A 13,990-nucleotide genomic window follows, 5' to 3' on the forward strand; every position below is an offset into this window, starting at 1 on the left:
CATGGCAGATCATGACCTGACCGGCTTCGACCGGGGCACGTTCACCCATGACGGTGTCGCCCGCGAGGTCCTGCGGCGTGGTACGGGCCCCGCGGTGATCGTGATGGCGGAGATTCCGGGGATCACGCCGAAGGTGCTCGAGTTCGCGGAGCGGGTGGCCGACATCGGCTGCACCGCGGTACTTCCGGTGCTCTTCGGAACGCCGGGGCGCGGTGCCCACCCCGCAGCCGATGGCCGGCTGAGGTCCGGGCTCTATACGGCCTCGTCGGTGTGGCAGGTGTGCGTAAGCCGGGAGTTCACCGTGCTGGCCACCGGGAAGTCCTCACCGGTGGTGACCTGGCTGCGGGCCCTGGCCGCGGACGAGCACCAGCGCTGTGGCGGCCCGGGGGTCGGGGCGATCGGTATGTGTCTGACGGGTGGGTTCGCCCTGGCCATGGCCGCCGATGAGCGGCTGGTGGCCCCTGTCCTGTCCCAGCCGTCGCTGCCGTTGGCGCTCACCAAGCGCCAAGCCGCCGGCATCGACATCGGTGCCGAGGACCTCGCCGCCGTCCGGGCCCGCTGCGAACGCGACGGCCTGCGGGTCATGGGCCTGCGTTTCCGGGGGGACCGGTTGGTGCCGGGCGACCGGTTCGCCTTTCTGCGCCGTGAACTCGGTGAGGCGTTCGTGGCCGTAGAACTCGACGACAGCGCCGCGAACCCCGACGCGGCGATGCCGCCGCACGCCGTAGTGACCGAGCACCTCATCGACGAACCCGGGCAGCCGACCCGTGCGGCGCTGGACGAGGTGCTCGACCTGTTCCGTAGCCGTCTGCTCAAGGAGCACCGCGGCACGGCGGCGGAAGAAAGACCGTGAGCGGGACCGCGCCGGGGAGAGGGGACCCGGGGGCGGGGCCCGCGGCTCGGCCTCAGCGGTCCCGCCCTCAAGGAGCCTTCACCAGGTCTTCGAGTACCTGAATGGCCTTGGGCACCCCGTCCCGGGCGGCGGTGTGGACCCCGAGCTGTTGCGCGCGCTCAGCCATTCCAGGGTTGTTCACCGTGTCGTGGAGCAGTTCGGCCAGACGGCCTGTGGTGAGGTGGTACTGGGGCAGTGGTCGCGGCGCGATGCCGAGGCTGTGCATGCGGTGGGCCCAGAACGGCTGGTCGAAGGTGAAGGGACAGACGACTTGGGGGCGGCCCGAGCGCAGGGCCGCCGCGGTGGTGCCGGCGCCGCCGTGGTGAACGACGGCGGCCATGTGCGGGAAGAGCCTGTCGTGCGGCACTTGGTCCACGAAGAAGAGGTCTTCGGGCTCTCGGCCGTGTTCGTCGTGCGGGGGGACGAGGCCGCCCCAGCCGGTGGCGATCACAGCGCGGACCTTGGCCTGTCGTACGGCTGCCAGGATGGCTGCGCTCTTGGCGGCGGGGTTGCTTCCGGCCATGCTGCCGAACCCGATGTAGACGGGTCTGGGACCCGCGTCGAGGAACGCGCGCAGGCGCGCCGGCATGCGCCATCCGGGGCTGACCGGTGGGTGCCAGAAGCCTGTGGTGTGGGTGGTCGGGGGGTATCGCGGGGTGCCGGGAAGCAGGCAGGGGTCGAATGCCTGCAGCACGGTGGCGGGTGTGCCGTCGGGCCGGGACAAGATGCTGCGTTTGCTGCCGCGGCGCGGCAGGCCCAGGGGTTCGCGTCGCAGGCGGGCTACCGACGAGCCGTACAGGAGACGGACGGGCAGCTCGGCCAGGGCGTAGGAGGCGCGGCTCAGCGAGGCGGGCAGCCGCCCGGTCAGCAGGGGATTGACCAGGTCCGGGGTGGGTACCCAGCCGGGCTGAAAGCACGCGGGTACGGCAGGTACCCGCAGCCACTCGGCAAGGTGATGCGCCGGCACCCAGGGCGGGAAGACCACGACGTCGGGCCGGCACTGCTCGGTGACTTTGGCGGTCAGGTCTTCCAGGACTTTCACGCAGTGCGGCCGGTTGCGTGAGAACCACCTCGCCCCCAGCACGGCGCCGCGAAGTCCGCGGCGGTCCTCGTTGGCCTTGCGCACCACAGGGTCGGTGCGGAGCTCAAGCGGACCGTCCGCGATCGGAAGATAGGGCACTCCTGCCGGGCCGGCCAGATCCGAGAAGGAGCGTGGCCCCATCAGCGTGACGTCGTGTCCGGCTGCCATCAATCCGCAGGCCAGGGTCACAAATGGCTGGATGTCGCCACGTGATCCGTGGGTTGCCAGCAGAACCTTCACCTGAACGTCCTTCCCGTATAAAAACTGGCTGGTCAGTGGGCATTGCTATAGGTATCGGTACCGATACGGAGGAACCGCAGACGCAGCCGGGCGAACTTTTCCGCAGGAGGCGGCGGGCGCCGGTGCCGCGTCCGGTGCGGCGGTCGGGAAAGAGCGGGCTCAGGCGCCGCGTTGCGCGGGAAGGCCGTCACTACACTCAAGGCAGCGGTATGGAAGGCGAGTTGGCCGGAGTCGATCTCCGGAAGGCTGCCGCGGGAATCTCAACTCCTGTGCGGGAAATCGGATATGAGCGGGATATGAGTCGGATATGAGTACGTCGAGCGTGGGCGAGGTCCCGGCGAACCTGGCGTCGTCGTACGCCAGAAGCTTTGGCGAGGAAGGGATTGCCTGGATCGCCGCGCTGCCGGCTCTCGCCGCGGAATTCCTGGAACGCTGGGAACTGAAACGGGACGGTGCAGCAGGGGCAGGGGAAGCCTCGCTGGTGTTGCCGGTATTGCGCAAGGACGGCACGCGGGCGGCCCTCAAACTCCAGATGGCCAGGGAGGAGACCACCGCTGCCCTCATCGGGCTGCGCACATGGCGCGGCGAGGGGATGGTGCGGCTGCTCGACCACGATCCCGAGAGCAGCACCATGCTCCTGGAGCGGCTGGACGGGGCCCGTACGCTGGCCTCGATCGCGGACGACGACATGGCGATGGGGATCCTCGCCGGTCTTCAGTCACGGCTGGTCCGCGTCGCCGCGCCGCAGGGGCTACGGCGCCTGGGCGACATCGCCGGGGAGATGCTGGAGCGGGTTCCGCAGGCGGTCACGGCTCTGGCCGACCCGGCCGACCGGCGGCTCCTGAGCGGTTGGGCGTCGGCGGTGGCCGAGCTGGCCGGCGAACCCGGTGACCGGCTGCTGCATTGGGATCTGCACTACGACAACGTGCTCGCCGGCGAGCGCGAGCCGTGGCTCGCCATCGATCCCGAGCCGCTCGCCGGGGATCCCGGCTTCGACCTGTGGCCCGCCCTGGACAGCCGGTGGGACGACGTCGTGGCCAAGGGCGACCCGCTGCGTGTGGTGCGGCGCCGCTTCGACCTGCTCACGGAGGTCCTCGGCCTGGACCGGGCACGTGCGACCGGCTGGACGCTGGGGCGGCTGCTGCAGAACTCGCTGTGGGACATCGATGACGGCGCGACCGCGCTCTCCCCGCCGTCCGTCGTTGTCGCGGAGTCACTGCTGAACCGGTGACCCGACCCCGCGCCCTAAGGCCTGTCCCTAGCGCAGCGCGTTCCCCAGCAGGTCGGCGCCGAGGCGGCTGACCAGGTCGATGTCGAGTTCGTGGAGGACGTAACGGCCTTCGCGTCGGGTGCGGGTGAGGCCGGCCTTCTTCAGGATGGCGAGATGCCGGGACACCTCAGGCGCGGTGAGGCCGTTGGCGTCGGCCAGTTCCTTCGTCGAGTGGGGGCCGCGGGCGAGCGTCCGGCACAGGCGCAGCCGGAGGGGGTGGGCCACGGCTTCCAGGCGCTGCTGGACGGTGGTCAGTGACAGGGTCGGTGGCAGGTCGGGGGAGGCGACCGGGTACTGGAGGACCGGCCGGTCGCCGTGGGCGTCCCGGACGACGAGATGTGGCCATCCGAAGGCGGTGGGCAGGAAGAGAAATCCGGTGTCGGAGGCCCTCACCCAGCCGTCCTGCAGTTTGTCGACCACGAGGTGGCCGCGCGCGGCGTCGAGAGTGAGGGCAGGGGATACGGCGGTGGCAGCCCGCTCCAGCCCGTGGTGCCGGAGGATGTCGCTCTTGTGGCGGGCATCGGTCGCCAGTTGAGGCCGCACGCGCTGCCAGAGCTCTTCGAAGAAGGCGTCCGCGCAGTCCTCCAGCAGCCGGCGCAGCCAGCTTCGTACCTTCTGCGGCTCCGTCAGCAGCCGGTCGACGAACGCGGCCTGGCGCACTCCCCGCCCGGCGGCGAGCTCCCGGGCCCGCCGGCGGTCCTCCGCACGGTGCAGGGGAGACGGCTCGGGATGTGTGAACGAGGTGGCGCAGGAGACCTCCACCACGGCGACCACGAAGGCGTCGTCGTCCATCCGGTCCCATGCGTCCAGTTCCTCCGTGAGGTCCGTCGTGGCGATGGCGGGCAGGAACAGGTCCGACCGTGTGGAGCGCCAGAGGAGGTCCGCCTCGTACAGCCTGTCGGCCAGGTCCGGCGGGAGGCCGGCCCTGGTCTCCACGGCCCAGTCGAGGAGGCCGGGGTGGTGTGACGGCTCGGCCAGGACATGCAGGGCCGCTCCCAGTTCGGCAAGCGGAGAAACCCCGAAGGAGATGCGTTCCAGGGGAACGTTCGAGACATCGATCACCACGCTCATCTCTTCAGTGTCCAGCCTCCTGGGGGGGTCCGGTGCCGCACAACGGCCGGCCTCGCGGTCGCCAGGGACCCCGCGCCCGCCCCGTGGCAGACCCGGGGCGGGCGGGGGAGGCGGCTCAGCGTCGGCTTGCGGGTATCCGGGGCAGGGCGCGGGCCGTGCCGGTGAGGGTGGCCTGGTCGCCTCCTTCCGTGGCTGCTGCTGGTGAGGGTGGTCGGCGGCCGGCGGCGGCTTCATCGGTGAGCAGGAGGGCCAGGAGCAGCCCGGCGGAGCGTTCGCTCAGGGCGCGGGCGGCGGGCAGGAGCCGGTGGCGTTGTCCGGCGGGCAGGGACAGCGCCACACAGGTGGCCCGCCCGGGGATGCCGAGCGGAAAGGCCGCGCAGACTTCGAGGTGGGAGTACTCCAGCAGATCGAACTGGGCGGCGTGGGGGCCGTGTCCGTCGAGGGCTTCGAAGAGGGCGCGGGGGTTGGTGATGGTGCGGTCGGTGAGCTTGATCGGCCGGTAGCGGGCGAGGTGGTTCATACGGCCGTCGAAGTCGAGTTGGGCCAGCAGGCTCTTGCCGACGGCGCTGGCGTGCGCCGCATCGCGGAAGTCGACCCACTCCTTCACCGCAGGCGCCTGGGGGCCGTAGGCGGACTGCAGGACGTTGACGTCTCCGTGGGTGTAACCGCTGACGTAGACGGCGGCGCCGATGTGGTCGCGCAGGCCGGTGAGGGTCTGCTGGAGGAGCTGGTGACGCTGCTCGGGGTGGTGGGTCATCTTCATGAGCGGGCCGGGGAAGTGGGCGCCGGCGGTGGTCGAGATGAGGTGCTGGCCGCGTAGCCAGTGCAGCAGCCAGGCCACTGGGGCGAGCGGAAGTCCGCTTCTGCGGGTCAGCGCGCGGGTGGTGATCCCGTCCGCCGCGTCGACGAGATAGAGGATGTCCAAAGCCCGGGCGGCGGCCTTCCACTGCTGGGGTGTGTCGGTGTGGACGGGCGTGCTGCGGGCCATGTCGGTCAGCACCGCCGGCCGCAGCGCATTGGCGGACCACCAGGGCTCGTGCCCGCCGGCGTCGTCCACCGGGGCGCTGGGAGCGAACCCCGGGTGCTCGGGCGGGAGCGGCAGCAGCAGACCGTCCCCGGCCGCGGTACTGGCGGAACGGGCGGCGAGCTGGGGCCGGTTGCCCTCCGGGGAGCCGTCTTCCGGGCGGGGCGTCTCCTGCCGCAACCACCCAGGGCCGCGCACCCGGCCCAGCCTGGGGGCCGGTACCCGTACGAGCCGGGGAGGGGCCGCGGCCTCGGGGCCGGACGGATCCGGGGGCGGGGCCGGTTCGCAGGCCTCGGCCTGGTCCGAGCCGGCCGGCTGGTGCGGTACCGCGGGCAGGCCCAGCCCTTGGCGGACCTCGTGGATGAACTGCGGATCCTCGATCACCGGACATGCGGGGTGGCCGGTCGGTTCGCGGTCCGCCGTCGTCTGCAGCAGTGCGCGGGCGTCGCCGTGCCCGTGCCGGGCCGCCTCCGCGACGAGGAACCGTACGCTCTCCTGCCCCGCGCCCCCCGTACGCGCGGTGAGAGCGGCCATCCGGAACAGCGCCCCGGGATGGCCGGACTCGGCTGCCGCGCCCAGCCACTCGGCGGCCGGCAGCAGCTCGTCACGGCACAGGGCCTTCGAACCCAGCCGGTACAGCGAGTTGGCGTGTGCCCGCTGGTCGGAGGTGAGTGCGTAGCTGTCGGTCAGGGGGCCGAAGTCTCCGCTGGGCCGGTCCCAGAAGTCGGGCGGGCCGGCGAGCTGGGCCAGCAGTTCCGCGAGCCCGGCCGGGACCACGGGCTCCGGGCACCCCGCCCTGCCGCGGTGGTCGTCGTACCTGCTCACATCTGTCACCTGTCCTTCTTTCCGTGCTGTGTCTTCTTCCGGTGCCCGTCCCGAATATGCCCCGCGAGATTGCGTCTTAGATGTGCCACGGCCTTGTTCCGCAAATTGTGGAGGCGACGCGCGGGTATGCCGAGTTCCGCCGCGATCTCCCGATCGCTCAGCCCCCGGCTCTGGAGGTCCACCACCTGCCGCCGCCGGCTCTCCGGCATCTCCTCGATCGCCGGGATCACCAGCTCCTGCAGCACCGCCCGGTCCTCGTCCGCCAACGCCCTCGGCGGGTCCGGCACCGCGTCCAGCGCGTCACCGCCCATCAGCACCAGCCGCTTGCCCCGCTGCTGCTCGCGAAAGCGGTCCACGGCGAGATTGCGGGCCGCCCGACGCAGATACGCCATCACGTTCGTCGCAGGCGCCAGATCCCCGGCGGCCGCCTTCAACCCCACCCGCAGATAGGCCTCCTGCGCGCAGTCCTGGCACGAGGGCAGCGACAGCGCCGGAAACGCCCGCCGCAGCGCGTCCGGCTCCTCCGCCATGAAGGCCGGGTAGCAGTCCAGCAGCCGCTGCGCCACGTCCCCGCCCAACGCCACCGCCTCTCCGGACAGGCCGTCGCCTACCACGGGCCCGGCTCCCCACCTGCCGTCGTACTGCTCATGACGGGACCGACGGCGACGGCGATGCGCACCACAACCGGTGCCTCCGTGGCGACCTCCACCCGCACGACCGCAATGCCGGCGACGCACCGGCAACGGCCCTCGCAGTCCAGTGGGTCCTCGGCCGCGCGAGGCCGACGGGTCCGCCCGCCGGAGGTGCTGCGCTCCCGGTACGAGCGCACCAGGACGCCCAGCGCGTGTACCGCGCTCACGGCGGCCGGGAGGAATCCGGTCCACTCAAAGGACGACGTCATGTAAGTGGGTCTCCATTGATCGACGCGGACGCGGTGTGCGTCCTCGCCCCCCTGACGAATCCTGGGGCCCACTTCTCCCCCCGGGCGTCCCCGAGTTCACCCCAGGGGGTGACGCCCGGACTTTTGTGGACCGGGCGCGAGCGACGGCGGCCCGTTCCGGCTGGGCCTCGCGGCCATGGGCGCCGCGGTCGCGTGGACGTACGCCTCCGAGGGGCAGATCCATGGATCCGATGCGCCCGCGTGCGTTCGAGACAGCAGTGAGTGTTGGAAAATGATGACATGCGCAGGTTTGGTCGTCTTTCGGCGCTGGGTCGCCTGCCCTGGCGCGCACCGCGCCGCTCGGGGGCCGACACACGCCGAGACCACCGGCGAGAGCATGCGCACCCCGGCCATGGGCATCGCACCGCAGAAGCCGGTCCCACACCGCGTCGCGCCGGCCGGCGGTCGTGGAAGGCATATCTGACCTCCCTCTTCAGCCTGGGGAGCGTCGCGGGCCAGGCCTTCGTCTGGCAGCTGACGGTCCTCGTCCTGCTCGCCGCCATCGCCATGGTGACCCTGGTGCTCAAGACGACACAGGACGCGCAGACCGATGCCCGTCACCGGTCGCTCGCCGTTGCGGAGGGCTTCGCGCACTCCCCGGGCGTGGCGCAGGCGCTGCGATCGCCGGATCCCACGGCCGTACTCCAGCCGCTCGCAGAAGCGGCCCGGAAAGGCTCCGGCGTCGGTTTCGTCTCCGTACTCAGCAAGAGCGGGATCCGCTACACCGACCCCAGGCCCTCGCTGATCGGCCGGCGTGCCCAGGGCGACGTCGGCCGGGCGGCGGCGGGCCACTCGTTCACCGAGATCTTCGAGGGCGAGCCGCAGAGCGCGGTCCGGGCTCTGGTGCCCGTCACCGACGCACGCGGCGAGGTGATCGGAATCGTCACCGCGGGCGTGCAGACGGTGGACGTCGGAGCCACGGTCAGCCGCCAGTTGCCGGTCCTCCTCGGTGTCGCGGCGGGCTCGCTGGTCCTCGCCGCGGGCGGGGCCGCGCTGGTGAGCAGGCGGCTGCAGCGCCAGACGCACGGCCTGGGACCCGTCGAGATGACCCGGATGTACGAGCACCACGACGCCGTGCTGCACGCGGTCCGCGAAGGCGTGCTGATCCTGGACGCGGACCGGCGGCTGGTGCTCGCCAACGACGATGCCCGGCAGCTGCTCGGCATGCGTGCGAGCGCGGAGGGACTGCCCCTGGATGCCTTGGGCCTGGCTCCGGAAATGGCCGCGCTGCTGGGATCCGGGCGCACCGTCACCGACGAGGTGCATCCGTCGGGCAGCCGTCTGCTGGCCGTCAATCTCCGGCCCACGGCCGTCCACGGCGGGCCCGCCGGGTGGGTCGCGACGCTGCGGGACACCACCGAGCTGCGCGCGCTGGCCGGCCGGGCCGAGGAGGCCAGAGAACGCCTGAAGCTGCTGAGCGAGGGCAGCACACGCATCGGCAGCACCCTCGACCTGGCGCGCACCGCGCAGGAACTGGCCGACGTGGCGGTGCCCCGGCTCGCCGACTTCGTCAGCGTCAACGTGCTGGAGACGCTGCTGAGCGGAGACGAGCCGCCCCCGGGACCGGTCACCGGCGCGGTACTGCGCAGGGTGGCGCACCAGTCCGTTCTGGAGGGCACGCCGGAGGCCCTGGTCGGGCTGGGCGACGTCGCCGTCTACCCCGAGAACTCGCCCCAGGCCCGCTGTCTGGCGACCGGGCGGTCGGAGCTGCACCGGGCGGCGGACCCGGCCGTCAGCGCATGGCTGGCGAAGGACTCCGCGCGTCTCGCCAAGGGCCGCGCCTACGGATTCCACTCGTGGATCGAGGTGCCGCTGATCGCCCGGGGCACCACGCTGGGCGTGGTGGACTTCGTCCGGTCGCGCCACCCCGAGCCGTTCGAGGACGACGATCTGGCCCTGGCCGAGGAGCTGGTCGCCCGGACGGCTGTCTGTCTCGACAACGCCCGGCGCTTCGACCGCGAGCGCACGGCGGCGCTCACGCTCCAGCACAGCCTGCTGCCACGGCGGCTGCCGACGCAGTCGGCGGTGGAGGCGGCCTTCCGGTACCTGCCGGCCGATCCCCGGCTGGGGGTGGGCGGCGACTGGTTCGACGTGATTCCGCTGTCCGGCGCACGGGTGGCCCTCGTCGTCGGCGACGTGGTCGGCCACGGCATTCACGCCTCCGCGACCATGGGCCGGCTGCGCTCCGCCGTACGGACCCTCGCCGACGTCGACCTGCCCCCCGACGAACTGCTCACCCAGCTCGACGACCTCGTCATCCGGCTGGCCGCCGAATCCGAGACCGGCGCGGAGTCCGCCGCCCCGGGAGACGTCGGCGCCACCTGCCTGTACGCGGTCTACGACCCGGTGTCGGGCCGCTGCTGCCTCGCCCGCGCCGGACACCCGGCACCCGCCGTGGCCTATCCGGACGGCACCGTTGCCCTCCTGGACCTGCCCGCCGGTCCTCCCCTCGGGCTGGGCGGGCTTCCGTTCGAGGCGGTGGAGACCGTACTGCCCGAGGGGAGCCTGCTCGCCCTCTACACCGATGGCCTGGTCCGGTCCCGGCAGCGCGAGATCGACGAGGGACTCGACGCGCTGCAGCAGGCGCTGACGGCCCCGGGCCTCTCGCTGGACGCCCTGTGCGACAAGGTCGTCGAAACCCTGCTGCCGGGGCACCCCGCCGACGACGCCGCGCTGCTGCTCGCCCGGGTCCGCTGCCTCGACAGCGGACAGGTGGCGACCTGGGACGTGCCCGCCGATCCCGCGGCGGTCGCCGGGGTGCGTGCGGACGCGGTCCGCCAACTGTCGGCATGGGGCTTGGAGGAGGTCGCGTTCGTCACCGAACTGGTCGTCAGCGAGCTGGTCACCAACGCCATCCGGTACGGCGCCGCTCCGATCCGACTGCGGCTGATCCGCGACCGCGCGCTGATCTGCGAGGTGACCGACGGCATCAGCACCGCACCGCATCTGCGCCGGGCCCGCGTGTTCGACGAGGGCGGCCGGGGCCTGCTGCTCGTCGCACAGCTGACACAGCGCTGGGGCGCGCGGCAGACCATGAGCGGCAAGGTCATCTGGTGTGAGCAGACGCTGCCCGAGCAGCTGCGTGTGGCGCACGGCGAAGAGCGGACCGTGCGGAATTCGGGCCATTCAGAATGACGGCTGATTTCCGGTCGGGCGGGCAGGCCATGCCTTCCCTTCGGCGTCGCAAGCGCACCGCGCTCCGCACCGCCCTCGCGGTCGCGGTGACCGGCGCGGCCGTCGCCCTGCCGGTCGGCACCGCTTCACCGGCTGACGACGGCTGACCGTCCTCGGCAACCAGGCGGCTCCCGGCTCTGTCCCCGGCCGGGAGCCGCCTGCTGCGTGCTGCGGCTCGCGGCGGCCCGGCAGGTACCCGGCAGGCACACATCGCCAACTGGGCGGGAACTCGACATGGGCGTGCCCCGACTACTGGTGCGGGCGGCGGAAGGCCGCCCCCGTACTGAGTGGATCTTGGAGGCTTTCGATGCGTTCTCGTGTGTGGGGCGGGACGGCGGCCGTGGTACTCGGCGGCCTGCTGGTCGCCGGCTGCGGCGGGGAGAAGGATGCGGCGGACGCGAGCACGGGGAAGGCCGGGAACTCCGCGTCCGGGGACTACCCGGTGTCCGTCACCGACTGCATGGGCGCCAAGACCACCTTCTCGAACGCCCCCAAGAGGATCGTCACCAGCAACGCCTCCAGCCTGGAGCTGCTGCTCCGCCTCGGTGCCGGGGACCGGGTGATCGGCACCGGTTTCCCGCCGGCCAAGGGCACCCTGCCCGGTGCGTTGGACGCACAGGCACAGCAGGTCACGGTGCTCGGCCGGAGCGTGATCCCGAAGGAGAAGCTCCTCGGCTCCGGTGCCGACCTGTACATCGACACCTTCGCGTCCATGGCGGGCATGGGCGGGGGAGGGATGGGCGATGCGCCGACCGAGGAGGAGTTCACGGCAGCCGGGATCAAGCGGATCTACCTGAAGTCCACCGCCTGCGCGGCGCAGGGCAAGGGCCCCATGACCGACCTGAAGGCGGTCGAGGCCGACATCACCTCGCTCGGCGCGGTCACCGGTACGAGCGCCAAGGCGAAGGAACTCGTCGCCGGGATGAAGCAGAAGGTCGACGCCGTCCGCAAGGCGGTCGGCGGTACGGCGGAGAGCAAGCGGCCGACGTACTTCTTCTTCGACTACGACGCCGGCACCAAGCAGCCCACCGTCGTCTGCAACCGCCAGGTCGCCCACGCGGTGATCACGCAGGCCGGTGCCCGCAATGTCTTCGCCGACTGCGACGCCGACCGCAAGCAGGTCGGCTGGGAGGACGTGATCGCCAAGAACCCGGACTGGATCCAGCTCGGGATACGCAGCCGGGGCAGCGAGGCGGCGAACGACAAGGCGTTTGGCGAGGCGCAGAAGTGGCTGGAGAACAACCCGGCGACCAAGGGCATGAAGGCGGTCAAGGAAGGCCACTTCCTGCGCATCGGCTCCGAGCAGACCACCATCGCCGGTGTCGAGAACGCCGAGACCGTCGAGGAGATCGCCAAGACCCTCTACCCCGGCAAGGTCGGCCAGCCGTGATCTCCGCACTGTCCGCGTCCCGCCGCGGAAACACCACGGACGCGAGCCGGGACGCGCCCGGTCTGCCGGCCGGACCGCTGGCACTGGTCCTCGGCCTGGCGCTGCTCGCCGCGCTGACGGCCGCGGTGGCCTGGGGATCGACGTCCATCCCGCCCGGCGAGGTATGGAGCGTGGTGGGCCGGCGGCTGTCCGGTGAGGCCCCGCGACCGGGCACGAACGATCTGATCGTGTGGCAGCTGCGGGTCCCGCGCGCCGTGCTGGCCGCGCTCGTGGGCGCCGGGCTCGGCCTCGTCGGCACGGCGGTGCAGGCACTGGTGCGCAACCCGCTGGCCGACCCGTACCTGCTGGGCATTTCCAACGGGGCCTCGCTCGGGGCCGTCGCCTCCCTCGTCCTCGGACTCGGCGCGGGCGGCGCGCTGGGCCTGGGGCTGTCGGGCGCCGCCTTCGTCGGAGCCCTGGCCACCTTCGCCCTCGTGTGGGCCGTCGCCCGGCGGGGCGGCGGATTCGCGCCGCTGCGGCTGGTGCTGGCCGGGGTGGCGATCGGGCAGTTCCTGTCCGGCTTCACCAGCTACCTGGTGCTGCAGGCCGGGGACGAACAGCAGACGCACAGCGTGCTGTTCTGGCTCATGGGCAGTCTGAGCGGTGCCGGCTGGCCGCTGCTGGCCGCGCCCGCGGTCGTGGTTCCGGCCGCCCTGCTGTGGCTGCAGGCACGCGCCCGAGGCCTGAACGCCCTGCTGATGGGCGACGAGACGGCGGCCGGGCTCGGCATCCACGTCACCCGGCTGCGCCGGGAACTGTTCACGGTGACCAGTGTGCTGACCGGCGTCCTGGTGGCGGTGTCCGGCGCGATCGCCTTCGTCGCGCTGATGGTGCCGCACGCCTGCCGCCTGGTCGTCGGCGGCGACCACCGCCGTCTGCTGCCGATCTCGGCACTGTTCGGGGCGCTGCTCATGGTGGTGGTCGACATCGTGTGCCGCACGGCGATGGACTCGCAGGAGCTGCCGGTCGGCGTGGTCACCTCACTCATCGGGGCTCCGGCCCTCCTCTATGTGCTGGACCGGCGTCTGCGGAGCGGCAGTTGAGAATCGACATCAAGGACCTGCACCTCGCCTACGCCGGCCGCACGGTCGTGGCCGGCGCCCATCTGGTGGCGCCCGAGGGCGAGATCACCGGCCTGGTCGGGCCGAACGGCAGCGGCAAGTCCACGCTGCTGCGCACCGTCTACCGGCACCTGAAGCCCACCGCCGGACGGGTCCTGCTGGCCGGCACCGACCTGCGCGAACTGTCCGCGGCCCAGTCGGCGCGGCATGTGGCCGCGCTGCCGCAGGAGAGACAGAGCGACTTCGAGCTGACCGTCCACGAGGTGGTCGCGATGGGGCGCACGCCGTACAAGCGGGCCTTCGCGGGCGATGACGCCACCGACCGGGACGTCATCGCCCGGTCCCTCGCCGACGTCGGCATGGCGGCGGCGGCCGGGCGCCGGTTCACGACGCTGTCCGGCGGCGAACGCCAACGTGTCCTGCTGGCCCGCGCGTTCGCCCAGGACCCGGATGTCCTGGTGCTGGACGAGCCGACCAACCACCTCGACATCCGGCACCAGGTCGAGCTCCTCGCCCTGCTGCGCACCCAGCGCCGTACGACGCTGGTGTCGCTGCACGACCTCAACGCGGCGGCCTCCGTGTGCGACCGGCTGCACGTCCTGCATGCCGGAGCCGTGATCGCCTCCGGACCACCGCGCGACGTCCTCACTCCCGCCCTGCTGGCCGAGGTGTTCGGCGTGCGGGCGGCCGTCGTCGACCACCCGCTCACCGGTGATCCGCTGATCGCCTTCGACCACCGGGCGCCCGCCGGCCCGGAGGCCGACGCGGCGGTGGAGGCGCGCACCGGTGGATGACCCGCGGCCGGGCAGGGCGGCGAGTACGTCCTGCCCGGCCCGGGGTTCCCGATCGGGCGGCCGCGGCGTCACCGGAAAACCAGCCCCCTGGTCACTTTCTCGGGTACGGCCGGGAACTCACCCCGGCTTCCCCTCGACTGATGAGACGGGTTGCCGTCCGGCAGCCCACCCGCGACGGTGAGGGGGAAG

General features: G+C 72.2%; 11 protein-coding genes. 6 read left to right on the forward strand and 5 right to left on the reverse strand.

Annotated features, from left to right (window positions below; all coding sequences use genetic code 11):
• Nucleotide 1: 1 nt before the first annotated feature.
• A complete protein-coding gene (locus ACWD6P_RS21705; RefSeq protein WP_451445777.1) occupies nucleotides 2-853 on the forward strand; it encodes a dienelactone hydrolase family protein in 852 nt (283 codons plus the stop codon).
• Between the two features lie 67 nt (nucleotides 854-920).
• Here ACWD6P_RS21705 and ACWD6P_RS21710 read toward each other — a convergent pair whose 3' ends face one another.
• Nucleotides 921-2,213, reverse strand: a complete 1,293-nt coding sequence (locus ACWD6P_RS21710) for a glycosyltransferase (protein WP_451445778.1) — start codon at nucleotides 2,211-2,213, stop codon at nucleotides 921-923.
• A 307-nt stretch (nucleotides 2,214-2,520) separates the two neighbouring features.
• On the opposite strand from ACWD6P_RS21710, the gene ACWD6P_RS21715 reads away from it, so the two are divergent.
• Nucleotides 2,521-3,444, forward strand: coding sequence for an aminoglycoside phosphotransferase family protein (locus tag ACWD6P_RS21715; protein WP_451445779.1), 924 nt, complete (start codon nucleotides 2,521-2,523; stop codon nucleotides 3,442-3,444).
• Nucleotides 3,445-3,471: 27 nt separating this feature from the next.
• On the opposite strand, the gene ACWD6P_RS21720 is transcribed toward ACWD6P_RS21715, so the two are convergent.
• The 4 genes from ACWD6P_RS21720 to ACWD6P_RS21735 form a co-directional block, all read right to left on the reverse strand.
• Nucleotides 3,472-4,554 (reverse strand): DUF5937 family protein, encoded by a 1,083-nt coding sequence (locus tag ACWD6P_RS21720; protein WP_451445780.1) that lies wholly within the window; start codon nucleotides 4,552-4,554, stop codon nucleotides 3,472-3,474.
• A gap of 115 nt (nucleotides 4,555-4,669) precedes the next feature.
• On the reverse strand, nucleotides 4,670-6,403 hold the full coding sequence (locus tag ACWD6P_RS21725; protein WP_451445781.1) for an IclR family transcriptional regulator domain-containing protein: 1,734 nt from the start codon (nucleotides 6,401-6,403) through the stop codon (nucleotides 4,670-4,672).
• Between the two features lie 5 nt (nucleotides 6,404-6,408).
• Nucleotides 6,409-7,017, reverse strand: coding sequence for an RNA polymerase sigma factor (locus ACWD6P_RS21730; RefSeq protein ID WP_451445782.1), 609 nt, complete (start codon nucleotides 7,015-7,017; stop codon nucleotides 6,409-6,411).
• Nucleotides 7,011-7,304: a hypothetical protein gene (locus ACWD6P_RS21735; protein WP_451445783.1), complete on the reverse strand. Its 294-nt coding sequence runs from the start codon at nucleotides 7,302-7,304 to the stop codon at nucleotides 7,011-7,013. The genes ACWD6P_RS21730 and ACWD6P_RS21735 overlap by 7 nt, the downstream gene beginning before the upstream one ends.
• 279 nt (nucleotides 7,305-7,583) lie before the next feature.
• Between ACWD6P_RS21735 and ACWD6P_RS21740 the strand changes: the two genes are divergently transcribed.
• The 4 genes from ACWD6P_RS21740 (at nucleotide 7,584) to ACWD6P_RS21755 (ending at nucleotide 13,801) form a co-directional block, all read left to right on the forward strand.
• On the forward strand, nucleotides 7,584-10,478 hold the full coding sequence (locus ACWD6P_RS21740) for a SpoIIE family protein phosphatase (RefSeq protein WP_451445784.1): 2,895 nt from the start codon (nucleotides 7,584-7,586) through the stop codon (nucleotides 10,476-10,478).
• 346 nt (nucleotides 10,479-10,824) lie between these two features.
• Nucleotides 10,825-11,907, forward strand: coding sequence for an ABC transporter substrate-binding protein (locus tag ACWD6P_RS21745; RefSeq protein ID WP_451445785.1), 1,083 nt, complete (start codon nucleotides 10,825-10,827; stop codon nucleotides 11,905-11,907).
• 8 nt (nucleotides 11,908-11,915) lie between these two features.
• Nucleotides 11,916-12,989 (forward strand): FecCD family ABC transporter permease, encoded by a 1,074-nt coding sequence (locus tag ACWD6P_RS21750; protein ID WP_451445836.1) that lies wholly within the window; start codon nucleotides 11,916-11,918, stop codon nucleotides 12,987-12,989.
• Nucleotides 12,986-13,801, forward strand: a complete 816-nt coding sequence (locus tag ACWD6P_RS21755) for an ABC transporter ATP-binding protein (RefSeq protein WP_451445786.1) — start codon at nucleotides 12,986-12,988, stop codon at nucleotides 13,799-13,801. The genes ACWD6P_RS21750 and ACWD6P_RS21755 overlap by 4 nt, the downstream gene beginning before the upstream one ends.
• The last annotated feature ends 189 nt before the right edge of the window (nucleotides 13,802-13,990 follow it).

Source organism: Streptomyces sp. NPDC002446, from assembly GCF_053595675.1.

Coding starts and splice junctions, on each gene's coding strand:
- ACWD6P_RS21705 (WP_451445777.1), top strand. CDS start 2: ATGGCAGATCATGACCTGACCGGCTTCGACCGGGGCACGTTCACCCAT.
- ACWD6P_RS21715 (WP_451445779.1), top strand. CDS start 2,521: ATGAGTACGTCGAGCGTGGGCGAGGTCCCGGCGAACCTGGCGTCGTCG.
- ACWD6P_RS21720 (WP_451445780.1), bottom strand. CDS start 4,554: ATGAGCGTGGTGATCGATGTCTCGAACGTTCCCCTGGAACGCATCTCC.
- ACWD6P_RS21735 (WP_451445783.1), bottom strand. CDS start 7,304: ATGACGTCGTCCTTTGAGTGGACCGGATTCCTCCCGGCCGCCGTGAGC.
- ACWD6P_RS21740 (WP_451445784.1), top strand. CDS start 7,584: ATGCGCAGGTTTGGTCGTCTTTCGGCGCTGGGTCGCCTGCCCTGGCGC.
- ACWD6P_RS21745 (WP_451445785.1), top strand. CDS start 10,825: ATGCGTTCTCGTGTGTGGGGCGGGACGGCGGCCGTGGTACTCGGCGGC.